The following is a 17,370-nucleotide window of genomic DNA, read 5'->3' as shown; positions in this document are numbered from 1 at the left end:
TAAAAACGCCATGATAAAAGTTTTATCATGGCGTTCAAAATGTAAAGATTCTTATCATATTAGGGTGTTTGATGAGTTTTATCAATGCGATACTTGTTCAAGGCTCTTGTAATATCTCCCTCAATCAGGATGCTGAGCCGGTCGATAATCTGCTGCGGATCTTTCCGCATTCCGTCCTTGATCCAATCCAGCATCAGACCGACAAAGGCAAATTTATAGAAATTAGCAATAAACTCCTTATCTGTATCCCGAACCTCCATCCCCACAGCTTTTTCTTCAATCACTCCGATCAATAAATTGTGAGTAAGGGTATACAGATAGTTTTCTACCTGTTCCCGACTGACCGACTGATACACATTCTGAATGAAGGGCTTATTATCCAAAACTGCTTGAAAAATCTGCAGGAATCCTTGCTGCCAGGTGTCATATGTTTTCTTACCGTCAAGTGCTTTTCTGGCATCTTCTATACAAGACCACTCCACCAGATCGTAGATATCCTTAAAGTGATAATAAAATGTCATACGGTTGATCCCGCAATCCTCCGTAATATCCGAAATTGTGATTTTATTAATCGGCTTTTTTAAAAGCATTCTCTTCAAGGATTCTTCCAATGCCCGCTTGGTTGTTTGTGACATGCTCTATTCCCTTTCCTGGAGCCAATTCATACTATGCCCTATATCATAATCAAAATTTCCTTTTCAATCCTACCATTGTACTCGTTTTAAAATGAACATCCCCCCTTTTATTTAGCCGCGTAACTCTCTGCTGCAAAGCAGATATAATAGCTTAATCCTGTCTGCTGCCCCTCCATCATTTCCTTGTGAAAATCGTCCGTCATTAAAAATCTGGTTTGAGCTGCAAAACCCATTGCATCAATGTTCATATCCTGCTGCATAAACTTAATATGCTTCTCCATGGCATCTAATACACTTTTGTCATTGGCGCTTACGCCATTCTTCAGTGAGGCTGCCATAAAGGACATAAATTCAACGGCTTCACTGGCTTTTGGGTTCATTACCTCCGCATCGATTTCACTTGTATCAATCTCATAGCCGTATTCTTTCTGCAAATGTTCATTCTGATAAGCAATAGTTTCCTCCCATTCCTTTTGGTTTAATCCGTTAAACAACTTTTCCTTGCTCATAGGTACTCCTTTCTTTTCATGTTGGATTGTTTCCTCCAGTGTACGCAAAATGTTGGCAAGCCTTTGCTCTCTTGCTTTTAACAGTGAATACTGTTCGTATAGACAATTCAGCCGATCCGATTCATTGTCTAATGCGTTCTTTATATTTTCCAAAGAAAAATCCAACTCACGATAAAATAAAATCTGTTGCAATCGTTTTAATTCCTTATGACCATAATAGCGATAACCATTTTCAGCTACCCTTTCCGGCATTAGTAACTCAATTTTTTGATAATGGTACAATGTCTTAATGGTTACACCAGAAAGTTCAGCTACTTCATGTACTGTATAGGACACTTGACTTCACCTCGTTATTAAGTATAGACTTACCTGCCTTCATTCAAAACACCTCCCTGTTTTTTTTTCCAATTCATTGGCTCGAATATAACTCTAAGGTGTGTCCTTAGGTTGGAGTCAAGTGTTTTTCAATAAAAAACATAGCCGGGTTCGGAATATAACTTTTCCTTCCCCAAAGATGGTTACCCATCTGCCCTTTTATAAAATCCCTAAAGAACTCCTTAATTGTCTGCTGCAGCTCCCGCTTGCTCATACTCCCCACATCATTATCCTCTATAAATTGCTCCCGTTCCTCTACCGGGATCCCAAAAAGGATGAGCCCCTGAGTGTAGTTCAAATGGTGCACCGGTGCACCATTTGAACCCCCTTCCCCATCAACTGAAGAGAGTTCCAGCCCGTACTCCCGGAAGATCTTCATCAATCTACTGGCTGTGCTCCGAGAGCAACTCACCGACTCAGTCAGCCATTTGATCCACTCCCCATAGCCCCAGACAAGCGTGAGGACTCTCCCAACAGTAACCATAGTACAAGCAACTCCATACACTATACAACCATGCCGAGCCTATCGGCCTCTGGATCAAGAAAGGAGGAAAAAGAAGTGGCTGTCATTGGCAAGCCGTTGACTTCAACCTTAGTGTTGAAATATGAAGACGGGCTGACACCTGCCGGCGCTCCCCGAATCAGACAAATGGGCTTAAAACACGTGAAGCCCGATGCTGATCATGCAGACCTCCACGACATTGCCGTCGCATTGTTCAGCCTCTCCGATCATCCGCTCACTGCCGTGATTCTACAGGATAGTACGGAGTTAGTGGAAGAACCGGAGGGATAACACCCTCTCCAACCTGAAAGGAGCTGTGTCGAAATTTTCGCACAGCCCCTTTCCCAATGTCAGATTTATTGGTTACATCAAATCAGTTATATATTCGGAGTGTTTCGGGGAAAGTGAGAAATTTACTGCGCCTTATTCTTTATAACTAATAATCGGGATTCCTTCTTCTATATTATCGAAAATCGCTTTTGCCACATACAACGGTGTATTTATGCAGCCATGGGTTCCATTGTTTTTATAGATCTGTCCTCCAAAAGAATGCCTCCATCCAGCATCATGGATTCCTATATTCCCGAAAAACGGCATCCAATAGCTTACTTGAGCTGAATAATTTGCTCCCCTTAAGGTTGCGCCCTTTTGTTTATAATTAAGCATAAAAGTTCCGGTCACCGTGGCATTTCCCTTATTGGGATCTCCCGTTACGATAGGACTCTGGGTAATAAGCTTTCCATTTTTATAAAACCATAAATACTGTCTGGTTATATTAATCTCTACATAAGTGCCGCCGATTTCATCTACACCCCTGGATAAGGCCTTTTGAGCATAGACAGGTTCTTTTTCAATTGTTTCACCAAGATCTATATGTTCCAATAATGCTTTGGCTTCAGCATCCAAGTCAATTTTCCATCCATAAAGCCCGCCCTCAACCTCTATTGTTTTGCCTACGGATGTTTTAAAATTTCTTTTGATCCCGACCGTATTATATTTTCTGCTTAATTCTTTTAAATATTTCATGACTTCTGTTTTGCTGATTGCCACATCTAAATTTTCATCTACAGTAAGCCATTCATTTATTTTTTCTCCATTCAGTATCTCATTTTCACTACCGAACTTATAATTTATATTTGTGGATACATACTTATTCAACAAAGATAATGTTTCCTGGGTTTTGCCGGAATTTACGGTATGCTTTGGATTTTCATAGCAAAGCTTTTCATTTATATCTAATTTTAAATCTCCGTTTGCTATGCCCAATTTTATAGCTTCATACAATTTTTCTTTCAATATCTTATTTCCCTGTACTTCTTTAATCAGTGCATAGGAGCCGTTCAAGTACTTAAAATCAACACTCCTGGGCTCAATCATATCCTTTTGCAAGCAATTCAGATTGTTTGTTTTACTATCCAAAGCATTTGCATTATAAATAAACAGATCCTTTACATAATATTTTTGTTTTTTAAACAATGAACTCCCCCAGGTAAGCGGCTTTTTCTTACGTAATATTTCAGGAATGCCGTTATCTTTATTGTATTGCATCTGTATGGCCTGCCCTGTTATTTCTTCTGTCTCACCATCTCTTTCTATCAATTGCAGTTTATAGTTTTTTACGTAATTCCTTACCACATGGTCCGTGTCTTTATGTGCTTTGCAGGAAAGGTCTACCCCATTTATAACTGTATTAAAGAAAAAATGGTTCACAAAATATAATAAAAAAAGCAAATAGATCAATACAATGAAAAATACCGGAATCAGGATACTTTCTGGAACCTTATTCTTAAAAATCTTTTTTGTCCTAATACTTTTCATACCCGCTTTCCCTGCTATCAAAGTTATACTTAAACGATTATATGTTGGTGTTACCGATTTTAAAACCCGAACTTTAGATTTATGATGTTGTCTTTTATCGATTCTTCTCACTCCTGGCAAAGAAGAAGGTGCCGATGACCAAGCAAACCACCGTCAATCCGACAATGGCGGCAAAATTGACAGCCGGATTCAACATCACCACACTGCCATATTCCGGTGTGCCCCTATACACCACCGCCCGCACCAAGTCAAGGCAGTAGGTCATGGGCATCATCCGGCTCAAAACCTGCAAAACCCCGCTGGAATGATTAATGGGGATAATCGCGCCCGACAAAAACATTTGCGGCATGATGATTATCATAACTGCCATGTTCGCAGTCTTTCTGTTTTGAATCAGCCCAATCAGAATTATGGCCAACGCCCCGGCCGAAAGACAGATTAAGGGGGATAGCGCCAAAATCAGCAACAGCTGGGGGATCGGTAGAGTAATGCCCATGAAGAACCCAACAATCAGCGTTCCCGCCATATCTTCAAGTCGATAAAAAGTCTGCCATCAAGACCTGATTGCTCCTTGATGACAGACTTTTATTTTGATTAATACCCCAGGGATTTTCCACAATAATTTTTCGAAGTCATTAGGCTTGCAGGTAAATTTCAATTCTTTCCTTGCCACCGCCCCAAATTGTTTCTTTTCATCCAGGTTGGAATCAATGAGTTGGTTTATTTTGCTCATAAGCTCAGGAAAGATCTCCGAAATATTCCCCTTCCAAAAGAAATCCACCCTGGCTTTTTCTTTCGTGATGTTTGCACCGATTTTTTCAGGATGGTCATACCCCTGATAAACCAGCTCTAAAACAAGTTCAGCCGCAAAATATAGTTTCATCAATCGATATCTTTTGTCCCTATCGATTTTTACCATAACATTTTGATTCTGTTTCAAATCATGGTTTCCCACAAGTGTATAGAAGATTTCTTTTTCGTCTTTCCGCGCTTCTACTATTTCAAATCCACCTATCGTTCCTGAGTCAGATTGTTGCCCTCCGGAAAAGGCAAAACACCTTCTTAACAGCCATATTACCCCTCTTTTCTTCTAAGATGTCCACACCAGCCCTGGGTATGGCTACTTAGCTTTGACGTATTCAATGGCCTCCTTGCCGGTTATGTGTTCGACATCAATGGCAATAAGATGAGCTCGGGTACATCCGGTTATTTCTTTATGTTTGGCTTCTTCAGACTGATCCCCTGAATACTTTTCAACCAAAGCCTTAAAAGCTTCCAGCCATTCATCACCTTCTACAATTCTTGTTTTGCCAAAAGCTATAACGCTGCGGAAATAGCTCGTATATTCTTTACTTACTATCGTATCTTCATCTATTACTGAAAAAGACACCTTCGGGTTCTTCGCAATAGCATCGATTTTATGTCCAGCTTTTGCTGAATGAAAATAGATTTTTTCATTAAAATAAACATAGCTAAGGGGAACAGCATAAGGATAATCTTCATCACCTAAGCACGCCAGGACGCCATTTGTGCATCTGTCCATTACAGCCACAGTATCTTCCCTTGATAATAATTGCTTACTTCTTCTCATTTCTCTAAACATTAGTATTTCCTCTCTTCATCCCATCCTGGGTAGCGATCGCAATTACCCCGGCTGCCGGCAATTTCAGCCCAGGTTTCTCAATATCTCATGGTAGCGTTTTGTCGCTAAGTCGCTCGGTTCTCCTTTTTTACAGAAAGCAAGCCCTGTTAATCCCCGATTCAGCCGTTCCACTACAATTTTGCCCTCAACCAACTTTGATTGCAAAACCTCCAGCGCCTCCGCAAACCGCTTGTCCTTTTTGGCTCTGTCATAAAAGGAAAGTACGTAAACATAAACAAAAATATTGTAACTGGCAAAGGGATACTCAGCCTGCATAAACAGAGTCCCAATTCCATAATGACATGGCCCGAGGGGCTTACGTATCCTCCAATGCTCCAGCAGAAATTCCACTGCTTCATCAAGAGCCGGCTCTGTATTAAGCAGCTCTGTAAAGCGAAACGCGTTCAAAGCTGTCAGCGTCGGGCCGGGATTTGAATACTCCGTTTCCGGACCTTTCCCGTAACTGAACTTATTGCATCGCCACCCTCCGTCGCTTTGCTGAATATTTAAAAGGTAATCAAAGGTTTTTTGGAGTCTTGAATCAGACGCATACCCTAAGTGACAAAGAACATTAACGGCATTAATGGTGTTACAGGGGTATATGGCACCCTGTGGGGACAACTTGAATCGCCCATCCTCACGCCAGGAACTGAAAAAAAGACCGGCAATCTCCTTCAGCACCGGTTCAGATGGCTCCACGCCCAATTCCAGCAACATATGGGCACAATTTAGGGTGGAATACGGACTTCCTTTACAAAGACGTTTGTCAGGAGTCGTCCAGAAATCCGCACCGTTATCATAACGTTTGGCCAATATCGCGTTAACATCATCCTCATATTGTTTGATCACTGCCATCGCTGCCACCTCCTATTTCTTTTCTATCAAGAACATAAATGTAAACCAGATTATTTTTCGGATCGACCATCCAGTATTCCTTAATGCCGCACGATTATTTCTTCGTTGGCTTCAACAAACTTAAGTGTTTGCCAAAATTATTCTGTACTTCTGTCGAAGGAACTCTCATGATAACCCCTCCATTTTGGCTATATATATATATTCCTATTATGCATGATTTTGGTTAATCTATCAATTTCTTCTTAAAATTAGCTAATCTCCTGACGATGGAACTATTTTTAATATTTAAGCAACACTTGAAAAATCCGAACGGATATACACTTAGAAATGGACAAAAAAGATAATATTTTAATATTATTTCCTTTTTAGAAACGTAGCAGTGAGAAAATCATGTATAATTAAGAGACATTATATTCGGATTGGGAGGAGTACAATGGGAATCGGTGTACTATTAGAAGAACTTATCTGTATAGCACAAACATCTAAAACTGATTTTGCAATAAGTATGAATATGACACCAAGTGGATTGAGCAAAATCCTGACAGGGAAAAGGCTGCCTCTTTTCAAAGAAAAAAGAGCATTCTGCAGGCAAGCCTCTAATTACTTCGCCGAAGCTATATATTGTCTGGGGTGTTATTTAAAATTTGAGAATATTTTTCCGGTCATCTATGATTTCAGTTCGAAATATGAATTGGAAACGTTTTTGGCCCATGCGTTAGAATACGAATTGGATAAAGGATTGTCCACAGAAAATGACATAAATCTGGACTATCCAGAAAGAGAAACAAGCTTTCTGGGGAAAAAGACCATTTTGAATATGCTTTGTGTGATTGTTTCAGATTCCATCGTAAATGAGAATACTCCCTTAGAGCTTTACAGTACTCTGCCTCTGTTCAGCCGACGGTATTCCGATATTTTTCGTCGAATTAAAATAATAAACCCAAAAAAGCAAAAAAATATCTCCTTCAATCACTTCTTTGATATGCCATCCTTTGAGGACTCATATGAGGAATACGATATTGACGTTCTTTCATCTATCGTCAAAGCGCAGCAGTATGTTGATTTGAATTTATGGAAAATCACAAAAGAGATAGATTCTACCTTTTTGTTATTAAAAGGACAATTCCTCTTGCTTTTCAGCATTCAGATGGATGGGACACCCCTCATGGTACTCATCACTCATAAAGGTTATTTAACCGTGTTTTTCAATTCCCTTATGAAAAAGAACGTAAAAAAAATCAGCTATAACAGAAATGAAGTTATTTCCGCCTTAGAAGCTGATCCTTCACTCATCGATAAGCTGACGGATAGGCATATTGATGCCGTGTATAATTTCATATCCATAGGATATTTGATTGAACAGAAAGAATTGGAAACTAGAATTGGAAACTATAGAAAGCAAAGAAATCGTAAAGAAGAGCATTCTGAAACTTTTTAACGATATCCTTTTAAAAGAGACTACTTTTTTTGTAACGATAGATGCCATGATGAGTATTTACGCCACGGGTAAGGCCATTGTACCTCTCCTTGGTGCTGTTGATCTTGCACCTGAGCAACGCATCCCCTACCTTAAACGGTTTGAGTCATATATCAATGAAAAAAGCCATGATAAAATCAGGATTGTGAACAGCGAACCTCCTAAAGTCGCGGTGCTCTGTTCACAGGGGTTAAGCCTGCTTTATTGGATTGACCATGACTATAAGTCCGAAAAAATACATTGTTTTGAAACGGATATGCTCAACAATCTATTGAACAGCGAAGTGGCAGGGAGTACTCTGACAATCATGGATTTCAGCTCCGATTTATGGAAATATTATATTGATGAGTTATCGAAGACCAAAATCCATAACGTGTAATAGATAGAAGGTATTCTTCCATCTCTTTAATAGACCTCCGTTTATTTCAAAATTAATGGCAACACCATAAGTGCAACAATTAAAATAACAAGCATGCCAATAGCCATTAAACTTTTCGGGTTTCCAAAATTCAAAGTATAGCCCATTCCAAATCGCTTTTCTACAAAAAGAGAAGGGTCGTTTTTGTTGCAGTATAGAAATCCACCGAGCCAATAACGGTCGTCATCCACCGTATTTACCAGCGCATCATCCGTTGTTTTCAATCGGCTTCCGCCCTGACCTACTTTTACCGCAAGATAAATGCAGATAATAAATGTAGCAACCAAAAAACCAATCGGCAAAAACATCATCAATTTTTCATTTAAGATGGTTAGCATGGAAAGCTGAATGCAGGTAAACATAAGCATTACCAGAAATCCGATGACAAACAAAGTAATGCTCATGACACCACGGAAGGCGCTGCTTCTCTTAAAATCCCGCTGACGCTTGGATGTGCCGATGGCAAGGTTGGTTCCTGCAAACAGCAAACCCATTAGAAGTTGCATCACCGGCATTAGGGCAAAGGTTCCGACGGATTTAGCAGCATAGCGGTCCACCTCGCCGGCAATATTATAATGCATAGGAATTTGTTCAGGCAGAGATGGGTATTTCAGCACCGATGCAAAAACGGTGATAGCGATGACAACAAGATACAAAAGGTACCACGCAGTACGGATGGTTTTATCGGACTTTTCGCTGATTTCTGCGACTGTCTTAGTTTCAATTTCCCAGTCGCTATTTTGTTTAATAGCCTTAATCTTTGTACGCATAGAGAAATATATCAGTATGCTGATTATAAAATACAAAAACAGGCCGCCGGTTTGAATCCACATTGTATTTTCTGCCGATGTCCAGATATAACAGAGAGAGCTTCCGATTCCCAAGATCAAGCCTGCCCAAAGACAGCCTATACTGTAATTGCGCCTTAATCTTTTCAACTGTGGATTGTAATATTCACTTTCTGGAACAGAAATACCAAAGCAGATGTTTCTCCGTACAAAATAAGGAGTAAAGGCCGTGACAAGCACAACAAGAAGCCAGGAGAGCCCCATAACTCCAATAATAAAATTCAAACTGTTATTCATGACTGTTTCCTCCTTCTATACTTTTCTCCCAGAGATCCTTCATTAAAGCCGCAAACCGTTCTTCACCAATATCTCGGGCACGAAGCTCAATGACAATAGGCAAGAGAAGTTTCTCAAAGACCGACAAATCCTCTTTATTCAACTTTGGCGGACTGCAAATCTCGGCACCTTTGCTTCGATGAATTTTGATATACCCTTCGTCACAAAGCATCTCATATACCTTTCGCACTGTATGAAGGTTGATCCCCAGGTCACTTGCAAGCTGCCGGATCGATGGTAAATTATCTCCTTCATGTAGTTCTCCAGATAAAATTCCACTTACAATGGCTGTTTTCAATTGCTTATAAATCGGAATTGAACTGTGCATATCAATTTCGATTAACATTAATATGCCCCCTTCACATGCATGTTATATATCGACTATAACACATATAATGAAGATTCTCAATCTCATTTTATTTCTAATTTTCCCCATCCTCATACATAGCTTGCAGCCTTATCTATTCTACAGATGCGTCTTTTTCTTTTTCTGATATTTTATCATCCCCTTTCAGAAGTAAAAAAAAATCGCCCTTCAGTTTCGATTGAAACCAAAAGACATATCTTCTAAGCCGGCCTGATGTCGGTACTAGAATTTCCAATATATTTATCCTTGCACCTTGATTGGTTTTAACTTATAAAAAATTTATCTACCACTAAGAATAATTTTGTGCTATACTTTTTTTCAGTTGAATATGAACCTTCGAGGTAGGGTGAAATTCCCGACCGGCGGTAATGATTGCCTGTGCAATCCAGCCCGCAACTCAGTGTAGCATATTGCAGCATTGACTGACTTGGTGAAACTCCAAGGCCGACGGTATAGTCCGGATGGGAGAAGGTACAAACTAGATTAGACCAAGCGGTCATATTTCTGGTTGTATGTATATGCCTTGAGGAAACATTATCTCCTTGAGGCATTTTTTAATTCTATCACATCAGAAGGCTTTTATTCTAAACACCAATTCACTAATGGAGGATTTTTAAATGTTACAATCAAAGAAAGAATCAAATAGAGGCATATGGTTAATTGCCCTCGGAGCGGCCTTGTGGGGACTCGACGGTGTCCTCATTGTAGCCTTACTACAACATGTAACATCTTCTCAGATAGTATGGTTGGAGCACCTGTTATTATCCTTATTCGCCGTACCTGTGCTCCTACTGAAGCGTCATGAGCTGAAACGACTCAATCCTGGGGACTGGCTCGCTCTTTTATTTATCGCATGGGGCGGATCGGCTCTAGCTTCGATTTTGTTTACCGCCGGATTTACTTACGGCAATCCAAATGTCGTCCTTCTCCTGCAGAAAGTTCAGCCCATCTTTGCTATTCTTCTCGCCTCCTGGTTGCTCAAAGAACGCATGCGAAAAGACTTCTATGCTCTATTTGTTGCAGCACTTATAGGCGCTTATCTACTTACTTTTGGTTTGCACATGCCAACTTCCGGAGTTAGCTCCTCAGAGCTTATCGGATCATTATGTGCCATCGGTGCAGCCGCGCTATGGGGCGGATCGACTGTTATGGGAAAGCGTCTTGTCGGAAAATTATCGTTCACGACCTTAACCGCACTTAGATTTGCTATAGCGCTGCCACTATTAACCATCATTGTATTTGCACAGCACCCGAACTGGGCTAACATTGGTCAGGCTCTCAGCCTGGCTCCGGTCTGGGCGAACCTATTATTCCAGACTCTCGTGCCAAGTCTTATAAGTCTATTGCTCTATTACCGCGGGTTAAATGGTGTGCGAGCCTCTTATGCCACCATCGCCGAACTCGCATTCCCTGCAACCGGCCTACTTTTGAACTGGTTTATTCTGCACCAAACCATAGATCTAGGGCAATGGATTGGGTTTGCCATAGTCTGGCTTGCTGTACTGCAATTATCTCGGATGCCTAACGATCCTAAGTCAACGGTGAAAACTTCCGACGGAGCGAACTTCGCCAGCTTATAACATTTTCTCCAAACCGCTTTCTAAACATTAAACGGCTAATGGGGCGATTGATTGTACCCCCTTAGTCGTTTTTATTTTCATTCTAATAAAAGAGGCAATATTGCATAATTACCATTTCTTATTATTTCATCGAATTTAAAATTTACAGGTTCTTTAAAAAGTGGTCCATCGTATACAAAGGTGTGGTATTCCCCCTCTTCTCCACAAATGTCTGCACCTTCGGCTACAATTTCTGCCATAAGGTCTTTGGTTAAGGTTCTTCCTAGAAACCTTTCACTAAGCCTGGATGAATCCACAACAGTTATAACAGCTTTAAAACCACTTTCTATAAATTCGTAAACCAATTCTTTTCTACTTTCATTCCAAAGTGGAAATATACTTTCAATCTTAGCAACTTTACAACGAGCATCACACCAATCGTAATGGGCCTGGATATCAATATCACCAAAAACACAAGCATTAATGCCATTGTCCTTTAGTTTTAACAGTGTCTTTTCAAAATCTTTAGTATAGTCATCACCCTCTCCTGTTTTTACAAGTTCTAAAGGGATATCCATAAGCTGTGAAACTCTATTCAAAACCTCTACTGGAACCCCATGAAACCATGAACGACCGGCGTTCTTGTTATAAGTAGTCAGTAAACTTACCGGCTCACACCCACTCTTTATAGCTCGATACAGCGCAAGTACACTATCCTTTCCTCCACTATAAGATGATGCGAACTTTATCTCTTTATTCATATTCACTCTCCTACTTTATGCTATTTTTTGCTTAGCTTCATAACTGTCTATATATATCTTAGTGTACAAGCAGATACCCCCTGAATCCAGTGAATCTTGGCGACTGAGTAAAATCACTCCCCCAATAAAAACCGCCACAAAAGTGGCGGTAACAAACAGCAATTATTTGATTAACTCTTTACCCCCCATATACATTTGCAATGGTTTCGGTATTGATAGGGTACCATCTTCCTTCAAATTATTTTCTAAAAATGATATCAACATTCTTGGAGGTGCTACGACTGTATTGTTAAGAGTATGCGGGATGTAGTTTTCTTTGTTTTTACTTTTTATCCGGATAGAAAGACGTCTTGCCTGTGCATCCCCCAAGTTGGAGCAACTACCAACTTCAAAATATTTTTTCTGTCTCGGTGACCACGCTTCTATGTCTATACTTTTTACTTTTAGATCTGCCAAATCACCCGAACAACACTCCAAAGTACGTACAGGGATATCCAAAGTGCGGAAAAACTCAACCGTATATTGATATAGTTTTTCGAACCAACCTGCACTATCTTCCGGTTTGCATACCACAATCATTTCCTGTTTTTCAAATTGATGAATTCGGTATACACCCCGCTCTTCAATGCCATGGGCACCAATCTCTTTACGAAAACACGGCGAATAACTGGTTAGTGTTTGAGGAAGTTTTTCTTCATCTAGGATTGTATCAATAAATTTACCAATCATAGAATGCTCGCTCGTGCCGATGAGATATAAATCTTCACCTTCAATCTTATACATCATATTTTCCATTTCTGAGAAGCTCATAACACCGTTTACAACATTGCCTCTAATCATAAATGGGGGGATATAATAGGTAAATCCTCTGTCAATCATGAAGTCCCGCGCATAGGAGAGAATCGCAGAATGCAAACGTGCTATATCACCGCAAAGATAATAAAAACCGTTTCCACTTGTTTTTCTTGAACTGTCAAAATCGATACCCTTAAACTTTTCCATAATATCAACATGATAGGGTATCTCAAAGTCTGGTACAACAGGCTCACCAAATCGTTCAATTTCGACATTTTCGCTATCATCCTTACCGATTGGTACTGTGGGATCCATAATATTGGGGATAATCAGCATCCTTTCGCGAATCTGGATGTCAAAGTCATCAATTTTTCTCTCCAATTCTGCGAGTTTATCTGCCATAGCAACTATGTCTGCCTTCGCTGATTCAGCTTCATCCTTTTGTCCTTTTAATATCAATACACCAATTTCTTTACTGATTGAATTTCTTCTGCTTCTGAGATAATCACGTCTTGATTTCGCTTCCCGATTTTGAGTATCTAAGGCAATAACTTCATCTACAAGGGTGATTTTTTCATTCTGAAACTTTTTTCTGATATTTTCTTTAACGATCTCAGTGTTTTCACGCAGCAACTTAATGTCTAACATTATTTTCCTCCTCATCTATATTCTTTTCATTAGAGATAACAGTATGAGTTTAGAAAAATAAAAGCCTTCCGAACCCATACAAATAATATGGGACGGAAAGCATCCGCGGTACCACCCAAATTGTCAGATAACACTGACCACTCTAAAGTGCTGTAAAGGGCACACCCTTCGACTCATCGCCGACAGCTCAAAAAATGGAACGGTTTAATTTCTCACCGGTTCGCACCAACTACCGGCTCTCTGGGAGATTTATAAACCTTAGTTTTTATCATCGCTATTAAATGTATTATATGCATCTATAAATAAATTTACAAGAAGAATTGTTATAGTTTGGTCGTGTGTATACATTTTCCTACTTTACGAACAACACCGAAGTCAATCCATATAATATCAAAAAAGGATGATATTGGTGTATGACTTTGCGTTGCGCCTAGTCCAATATTACTGGCTTATATGGTTGTTTTTTTCCTTTCTTTTCTCTTCTATTCTGGGTTACGTTATCTTTAGAAACTATTTGACCTTACCATCTTAACAAAGGTGATGAAGATATGAACAGCATGGGCTTAACGGACAATACAAAAACGACAACTAAATTCTGGGGAATATGGTTGCCCGTCCCTACCGTCATAGCCATCATAAACTCTTTATTCTGGACATGGTTAATTCTCCGAACAGTAGGGTATGTTGAAAACCCAATTGAAAAATCAGTGCCCCAAATAATTGACTCCTTTTAGTTTTGCATAGGAATAAAAGGGGGGGGGATTTTCATGTCATCCGATAAATCTATTAATAGATTTCCGAATTGCTATTATTTTCTAAAGAGATACTGGCAGAGTGAATTCCATTCCAAACTCTGTCGAATAACTCGAAAATACTTCCATAACCGCTTAGATCCTTTTAACTTGTGTCCGCGTACAATTCTCTTTTGGTTTTTTATCCCCCCCTACAGAGCAATTGGCATTTCAATCCTTGACCTTCAGAGAATAGCAGTCTACGGACGCCAACAGATAGAACCAAATCAGACCATCTATCTAATGTTTAAAATATTAGAATTAAATTCTCCAATCCCTTTGACATTGCTCATCATGTTTGCTTCCTTGGGGTTAGTCTTAACCGACGGAGCGAATAAAATTGTTCAGGCTGTTCGTTCAGAATACGAAAATATTGTGCCAACAGATGAGTCAGTGACGCCGTCTTTAAATCCCTTCAATTTAACTCCACGCATGTCTATATATTTTCCTATCATTGATGATCACACCTCAATCGGTTTTTTGACAATCGATTTGCGACACATAGAATTTAGTATTAAACAATCCTTAGAGCCCAATGAAAATATCAAGAGCCTCATTCGATTTATAGATATATATGCACCTTTTCCCCTGCAACTTGGAATTATGTTTCTGTCTGTCGGACTTTTTCTCTGTGGCATTATTTTTAAATTTATCCTAAGCCTAAATCAGGAGCTCCTTGATGAAATAAGGTGCAGTTTATAATCGCAGAGTTACGATTTCCAGCTTATGCTCGCCAAGAGGAGAGATACCATGACTTTATATGATTTATGGGCACACGGCACACTTTTATACGCACAACCCTTTGCCTATTTCTCTCCGTTGGTATCGCTGGGGGCATTTATCTTTGTTGTTTTCATAATTACTGCCTTGAAAATGATTTTAGAGCATAAAGAACAACATGTTCTATGGTAATATAAGCTCCTTTAATTCTGGCGGGTAAGAATGGGGGATTTCATTAATTATCAGAATCAAATGTTTATCGCCGATTCTTAAACGATGGTGTTTATATAAATTTTGAGTTGGCCTTAAACAAGCTTTAAGGCCAACTCATATTGTTTTTTAACTACTTTTTGATCGTTAGATTAGAATAAAGAAGGTGTACGAATTTTTAATTGTCCTGACAACTCGTTTTTCAAACCAAAGATTCTCCCAGAAGTATCTAGTATCCGTAAGAAGTGATTTGCCTCCCGTAGGAGATGATCGGCAAGCAAAGGAAATATGATTGACTTTATGCGGTTAGCTAATATTAATTCTTCTGCAGTAGCTTTAAAATTACGCAAATTGCTTGTAGCCGCAATTTCTTGGCCAATCAATTGACCTAAAGGATTTGCACCACTCTCTGTTTGGGCACGTAAATTAAAAAATAACCTTGCAAAATTATTGGCTTGATCTATCAAGGCAGCTTCAGTCGGGTCTAACAAATGGGCAATGAATTGGGCATGTTCAGCCATTTGCAGATCCCAGAATACTTTTTGGCAAATTACTTCTTGTGTCAAGTCGATTGATCCCCTTCTCTGCAGCAATCTTAGTTGCTCAATAAAAAGGAGCGCTTCGCGTCGAATGTGGACAATAAGAAGTGGAAAGTTAAAAGTAAACAACCGACCAGATAACATCGCATCCAAGACTTGGGTTTTAAATTTAACTAATTCTCTCGTTAGCACGATAGCTCTTTCATTTAGGCTTTGAACATTTCCTTCAATAGCTGGGTTCACATTTTCTGCTGCTGGTACAAGTCTTAGCTCTTGAACAGTTAGTGACGTATCAAGTGGAACTCCACCTAATCCTTGCGTCTTCTGTTCAGCCCTTAAAGTCATATTCGTTGCAACTTCTCCAGAACACAATACAGCCGAATCTACATTGCCATTCGCTAAAAGAATAGCCTCAGTTAAAAGGGCATTAAAGGAATTCATGAAATGAATCGCCTGTTGTGACAAAGCTTCATCTTTAGAAAGAAATCCCGCTGCTAAGAAGAAGGAGTGTTCCTTCATAATACGCAAAAAGAAAAGATTTAAATTTAGTGACTGACGAATAAAGACATTTGTTGGTAATAACCCATCAGTAATTCCCGAATTAAATAACATTATTCGGTAATACCTCCTTTCTTTGACTATTTAGTACATGTTATTCCAGGATTGTACTGACGGTTACACTAGTACAAATGAATTTCATTGAACTTTTAGAGATGTCGCTCATTTAACACTTTAGGACAAGCCAAAACTCCCAAAATATATAATCGGTCTTAATACCTTATGTCGGCGGAGTAAAATAAGCAGCATCCGTTAATACAGGCAGGAATGTTCCCTTCCCCTGACCGCTAAACGATCATTATGTCAGACTGACCTAAATTACACAGAAAACCCTCTGACAACTTTCTTAGACACCCCCTGTGGAATATATTACCATCGAGAATGTATTAAGAGGTGATCTATTTAATGTACTATCCTACAACCATACCCGTCTATGCACCATATCCCCGGATGGTAGCAAGATATCCATTGACTCATATCGGTAGTTATGAACCACCGGAGTGGGAAAGATTTGAAGAACAGTTTCATCCACTTTGGCTGAAACAACTTGAACGTCGTATGGGTATAATACCGGGTCGTGAACCTATCTGGTGGGAGCTTTATGAAGAACAATTCGAGCCGCCTTGGTTACAACGTTTAGAGAGAAGGATGGGAATTCCTCAACCATTTAACCCGCTTTACGATCTTCCATGATCGGTGAGACATTTATATCTTTAGTTAAACTTCAACGGCCACAATATCGGCCGTTTTCTTATTCGCTTATACTAGATTCTGTAGACTCTGTGCCTTATATTGATATTTTTAACAGGATCTAAAAGAAATCGGGCCGAAAAATCCACTCTTTCAGCCCGATTTTTGTTCTAAAAAATCCAATTCTTTTTTATTATTGGTGCTCTTGATGGTGTCACTGTAATTATAATATCACTTTCTTTCACTGCAATTTCCAAATCTTCTACTGCTTCAAATAGGATATCTTGTGTACTAATTTCAAATTCGCTTTGAAGCTTATATCTAATACCATTGACAAACTTTTTTGCATTTACTGGATTTAAAAAGCCCTAAAAAAA

Annotated in this window: 19 protein-coding genes, 3 pseudogenes, 1 riboswitch and 1 other annotated feature; of the genes and pseudogenes, 7 read left to right on the top strand and 15 right to left on the bottom strand. The window is 39.4% G+C overall.

The window, feature by feature from the left end:
• Positions 1-59 precede the first annotated feature (59 nt).
• The 3 genes and pseudogenes from DESPCE1_RS0107095 to DESPCE1_RS21180 all read right to left on the bottom strand — a co-directional run.
• Complete coding sequence (locus DESPCE1_RS0107095) at positions 60-635, bottom strand: TetR/AcrR family transcriptional regulator (protein ID WP_014793420.1); 576 nt, start codon at positions 633-635, stop codon at positions 60-62.
• 107 nt (positions 636-742) lie between these two features.
• Positions 743-1,480, bottom strand: coding sequence for a MerR family transcriptional regulator (locus DESPCE1_RS0107090; protein ID WP_019849966.1), 738 nt, complete (start codon positions 1,478-1,480; stop codon positions 743-745).
• A gap of 217 nt (positions 1,481-1,697) precedes the next feature.
• Positions 1,698-2,000, bottom strand: a pseudogene (locus tag DESPCE1_RS21180) (DUF3102 domain-containing protein); the annotation flags it as partial.
• Positions 2,001-2,078: 78 nt separating this feature from the next.
• Here DESPCE1_RS21180 and DESPCE1_RS0107080 point away from each other — a divergent pair.
• Positions 2,079-2,312, top strand: coding sequence for a DUF1659 domain-containing protein (locus tag DESPCE1_RS0107080; RefSeq protein WP_014793417.1), 234 nt, complete (start codon positions 2,079-2,081; stop codon positions 2,310-2,312).
• 132 nt (positions 2,313-2,444) lie between these two features.
• On the opposite strand, the gene DESPCE1_RS0107075 is transcribed toward DESPCE1_RS0107080, so the two are convergent.
• The 6 genes and pseudogenes from DESPCE1_RS0107075 to DESPCE1_RS24165 form a co-directional block, all read right to left on the bottom strand.
• Positions 2,445-3,839, bottom strand: coding sequence for a L,D-transpeptidase family protein (locus DESPCE1_RS0107075; protein ID WP_019849964.1), 1,395 nt, complete (start codon positions 3,837-3,839; stop codon positions 2,445-2,447).
• Positions 3,840-3,933: 94 nt separating this feature from the next.
• Positions 3,934-4,365: pseudogene (locus tag DESPCE1_RS21175) on the bottom strand (ABC transporter permease); the annotation flags it as partial.
• Positions 4,366-4,392: 27 nt separating this feature from the next.
• Complete coding sequence (locus DESPCE1_RS23465) at positions 4,393-4,779, bottom strand: hypothetical protein (protein ID WP_019849962.1); 387 nt, start codon at positions 4,777-4,779, stop codon at positions 4,393-4,395.
• Positions 4,780-4,959: 180 nt separating this feature from the next.
• A complete protein-coding gene (locus DESPCE1_RS0107060; protein ID WP_019849961.1) occupies positions 4,960-5,442 on the bottom strand; it encodes a pyridoxamine 5'-phosphate oxidase family protein in 483 nt (160 codons plus the stop codon).
• 63 nt (positions 5,443-5,505) lie between these two features.
• Positions 5,506-6,336 (bottom strand): prenyltransferase, encoded by an 831-nt coding sequence (locus DESPCE1_RS0107055; RefSeq protein ID WP_014793414.1) that lies wholly within the window; start codon positions 6,334-6,336, stop codon positions 5,506-5,508.
• Positions 6,337-6,425: 89 nt separating this feature from the next.
• Positions 6,426-6,505 (bottom strand): annotated as a pseudogene (locus tag DESPCE1_RS24165) (prevent-host-death protein); the annotation flags it as partial.
• A gap of 264 nt (positions 6,506-6,769) precedes the next feature.
• Here DESPCE1_RS24165 and DESPCE1_RS21810 point away from each other — a divergent pair.
• Together DESPCE1_RS21810 and DESPCE1_RS23680 are read left to right on the top strand one after the other, a co-directional pair.
• The gene (locus DESPCE1_RS21810) at positions 6,770-7,774 is read left to right on the top strand and encodes a hypothetical protein (protein WP_019849960.1); all 1,005 of its coding nucleotides are present in this window, start codon (positions 6,770-6,772) and stop codon (positions 7,772-7,774) included.
• Positions 7,719-8,192 (top strand): hypothetical protein, encoded by a 474-nt coding sequence (locus DESPCE1_RS23680; RefSeq protein WP_019849959.1) that lies wholly within the window; start codon positions 7,719-7,721, stop codon positions 8,190-8,192. The genes DESPCE1_RS21810 and DESPCE1_RS23680 overlap by 56 nt, the downstream gene beginning before the upstream one ends.
• Positions 8,193-8,233: 41 nt before the next feature.
• Here the strand turns inward: DESPCE1_RS23680 and DESPCE1_RS0107045 are convergent, their stop codons facing one another.
• Both DESPCE1_RS0107045 and DESPCE1_RS0107040 read right to left on the bottom strand, forming a co-directional pair.
• Positions 8,234-9,316 (bottom strand): DUF1648 domain-containing protein, encoded by a 1,083-nt coding sequence (locus tag DESPCE1_RS0107045; protein ID WP_019849958.1) that lies wholly within the window; start codon positions 9,314-9,316, stop codon positions 8,234-8,236.
• Positions 9,309-9,701: a GntR family transcriptional regulator gene (locus tag DESPCE1_RS0107040; protein ID WP_019849957.1), complete on the bottom strand. Its 393-nt coding sequence runs from the start codon at positions 9,699-9,701 to the stop codon at positions 9,309-9,311. The genes DESPCE1_RS0107045 and DESPCE1_RS0107040 overlap by 8 nt, the downstream gene beginning before the upstream one ends.
• A gap of 349 nt (positions 9,702-10,050) precedes the next feature.
• Positions 10,051-10,199: riboswitch (FMN riboswitch) on the top strand.
• A 140-nt stretch (positions 10,200-10,339) separates the two neighbouring features.
• Here DESPCE1_RS0107040 and DESPCE1_RS0107035 point away from each other — a divergent pair.
• On the top strand, positions 10,340-11,302 hold the full coding sequence (locus DESPCE1_RS0107035) for a DMT family transporter (protein WP_014793410.1): 963 nt from the start codon (positions 10,340-10,342) through the stop codon (positions 11,300-11,302).
• A gap of 77 nt (positions 11,303-11,379) precedes the next feature.
• Here the strand turns inward: DESPCE1_RS0107035 and DESPCE1_RS0107030 are convergent, their stop codons facing one another.
• Together DESPCE1_RS0107030 and serS are read right to left on the bottom strand one after the other, a co-directional pair.
• A complete protein-coding gene (locus tag DESPCE1_RS0107030; protein ID WP_019849956.1) occupies positions 11,380-12,042 on the bottom strand; it encodes a diphthine--ammonia ligase in 663 nt (220 codons plus the stop codon).
• Positions 12,043-12,204: 162 nt separating this feature from the next.
• A complete protein-coding gene (gene serS, locus DESPCE1_RS0107020) occupies positions 12,205-13,485 on the bottom strand; it encodes a serine--tRNA ligase (protein ID WP_019849954.1) in 1,281 nt (426 codons plus the stop codon).
• A gap of 85 nt (positions 13,486-13,570) precedes the next feature.
• Positions 13,571-13,766: a binding site (T-box leader), on the bottom strand.
• Positions 13,767-14,252: 486 nt separating this feature from the next.
• Here serS and DESPCE1_RS0107010 point away from each other — a divergent pair.
• Entirely contained in the window at positions 14,253-14,978 is a 726-nt protein-coding gene (locus tag DESPCE1_RS0107010) for a hypothetical protein (protein WP_014793407.1), read from the top strand.
• Between the two features lie 48 nt (positions 14,979-15,026).
• Positions 15,027-15,188: a hypothetical protein gene (locus tag DESPCE1_RS23190; RefSeq protein ID WP_014793406.1), complete on the top strand. Its 162-nt coding sequence runs from the start codon at positions 15,027-15,029 to the stop codon at positions 15,186-15,188.
• 170 nt (positions 15,189-15,358) lie between these two features.
• On the opposite strand, the gene DESPCE1_RS0107000 is transcribed toward DESPCE1_RS23190, so the two are convergent.
• Positions 15,359-16,357 carry a DUF2935 domain-containing protein gene (locus tag DESPCE1_RS0107000; RefSeq protein ID WP_019849952.1) on the bottom strand — a complete coding sequence of 333 codons (999 nt, stop codon included), beginning with the start codon at positions 16,355-16,357 and terminating at the stop codon, positions 15,359-15,361.
• Between the two features lie 351 nt (positions 16,358-16,708).
• Between DESPCE1_RS0107000 and DESPCE1_RS0106995 the strand changes: the two genes are divergently transcribed.
• The gene (locus tag DESPCE1_RS0106995; RefSeq protein ID WP_014793404.1) at positions 16,709-16,996 is read left to right on the top strand and encodes a hypothetical protein; all 288 of its coding nucleotides are present in this window, start codon (positions 16,709-16,711) and stop codon (positions 16,994-16,996) included.
• Positions 16,997-17,163: 167 nt separating this feature from the next.
• Here DESPCE1_RS0106995 and DESPCE1_RS24160 read toward each other — a convergent pair whose 3' ends face one another.
• Positions 17,164-17,274: a hypothetical protein gene (locus DESPCE1_RS24160; RefSeq protein WP_371200621.1), complete on the bottom strand. Its 111-nt coding sequence runs from the start codon at positions 17,272-17,274 to the stop codon at positions 17,164-17,166.
• Positions 17,275-17,370: the final 96 nt, after the last annotated feature.

Source organism: Desulfitobacterium sp. PCE1 (assembly GCF_000384015.1).
In the GTDB taxonomy this organism is placed as follows: Bacteria; Bacillota; Desulfitobacteriia; order Desulfitobacteriales; family Desulfitobacteriaceae; genus Desulfitobacterium; species Desulfitobacterium dehalogenans.
The sequence above is the reverse complement of the archived record's forward strand: the minus strand, read 5'-3'. Positions and strand labels throughout refer to the sequence as shown.

Excerpts from the sequence above, each read along its gene's own strand:
- DESPCE1_RS0107095 (WP_014793420.1), bottom strand. The coding sequence starts at position 635 with ATGTCACAAACAACCAAGCGGGCATTGGAAGAATCCTTGAAGAGAATG.
- DESPCE1_RS0107075 (WP_019849964.1), bottom strand. The coding sequence starts at position 3,839 with ATGAAAAGTATTAGGACAAAAAAGATTTTTAAGAATAAGGTTCCAGAA.
- DESPCE1_RS0107060 (WP_019849961.1), bottom strand. The coding sequence starts at position 5,442 with ATGTTTAGAGAAATGAGAAGAAGTAAGCAATTATTATCAAGGGAAGAT.
- DESPCE1_RS0107055 (WP_014793414.1), bottom strand. The coding sequence starts at position 6,336 with ATGGCAGTGATCAAACAATATGAGGATGATGTTAACGCGATATTGGCC.
- DESPCE1_RS21810 (WP_019849960.1), top strand. The coding sequence starts at position 6,770 with ATGGGAATCGGTGTACTATTAGAAGAACTTATCTGTATAGCACAAACA.
- DESPCE1_RS0107045 (WP_019849958.1), bottom strand. The coding sequence starts at position 9,316 with ATGAATAACAGTTTGAATTTTATTATTGGAGTTATGGGGCTCTCCTGG.
- DESPCE1_RS0107040 (WP_019849957.1), bottom strand. The coding sequence starts at position 9,701 with ATGTTAATCGAAATTGATATGCACAGTTCAATTCCGATTTATAAGCAA.
- DESPCE1_RS0107035 (WP_014793410.1), top strand. The coding sequence starts at position 10,340 with ATGTTACAATCAAAGAAAGAATCAAATAGAGGCATATGGTTAATTGCC.
- DESPCE1_RS0107030 (WP_019849956.1), bottom strand. The coding sequence starts at position 12,042 with ATGAATAAAGAGATAAAGTTCGCATCATCTTATAGTGGAGGAAAGGAT.
- serS (WP_019849954.1), bottom strand. The coding sequence starts at position 13,485 with ATGTTAGACATTAAGTTGCTGCGTGAAAACACTGAGATCGTTAAAGAA.
- DESPCE1_RS0107010 (WP_014793407.1), top strand. The coding sequence starts at position 14,253 with ATGTCATCCGATAAATCTATTAATAGATTTCCGAATTGCTATTATTTT.
- DESPCE1_RS23190 (WP_014793406.1), top strand. The coding sequence starts at position 15,027 with ATGACTTTATATGATTTATGGGCACACGGCACACTTTTATACGCACAA.
- DESPCE1_RS0107000 (WP_019849952.1), bottom strand. The coding sequence starts at position 16,357 with ATGTTATTTAATTCGGGAATTACTGATGGGTTATTACCAACAAATGTC.
- DESPCE1_RS0106995 (WP_014793404.1), top strand. The coding sequence starts at position 16,709 with ATGTACTATCCTACAACCATACCCGTCTATGCACCATATCCCCGGATG.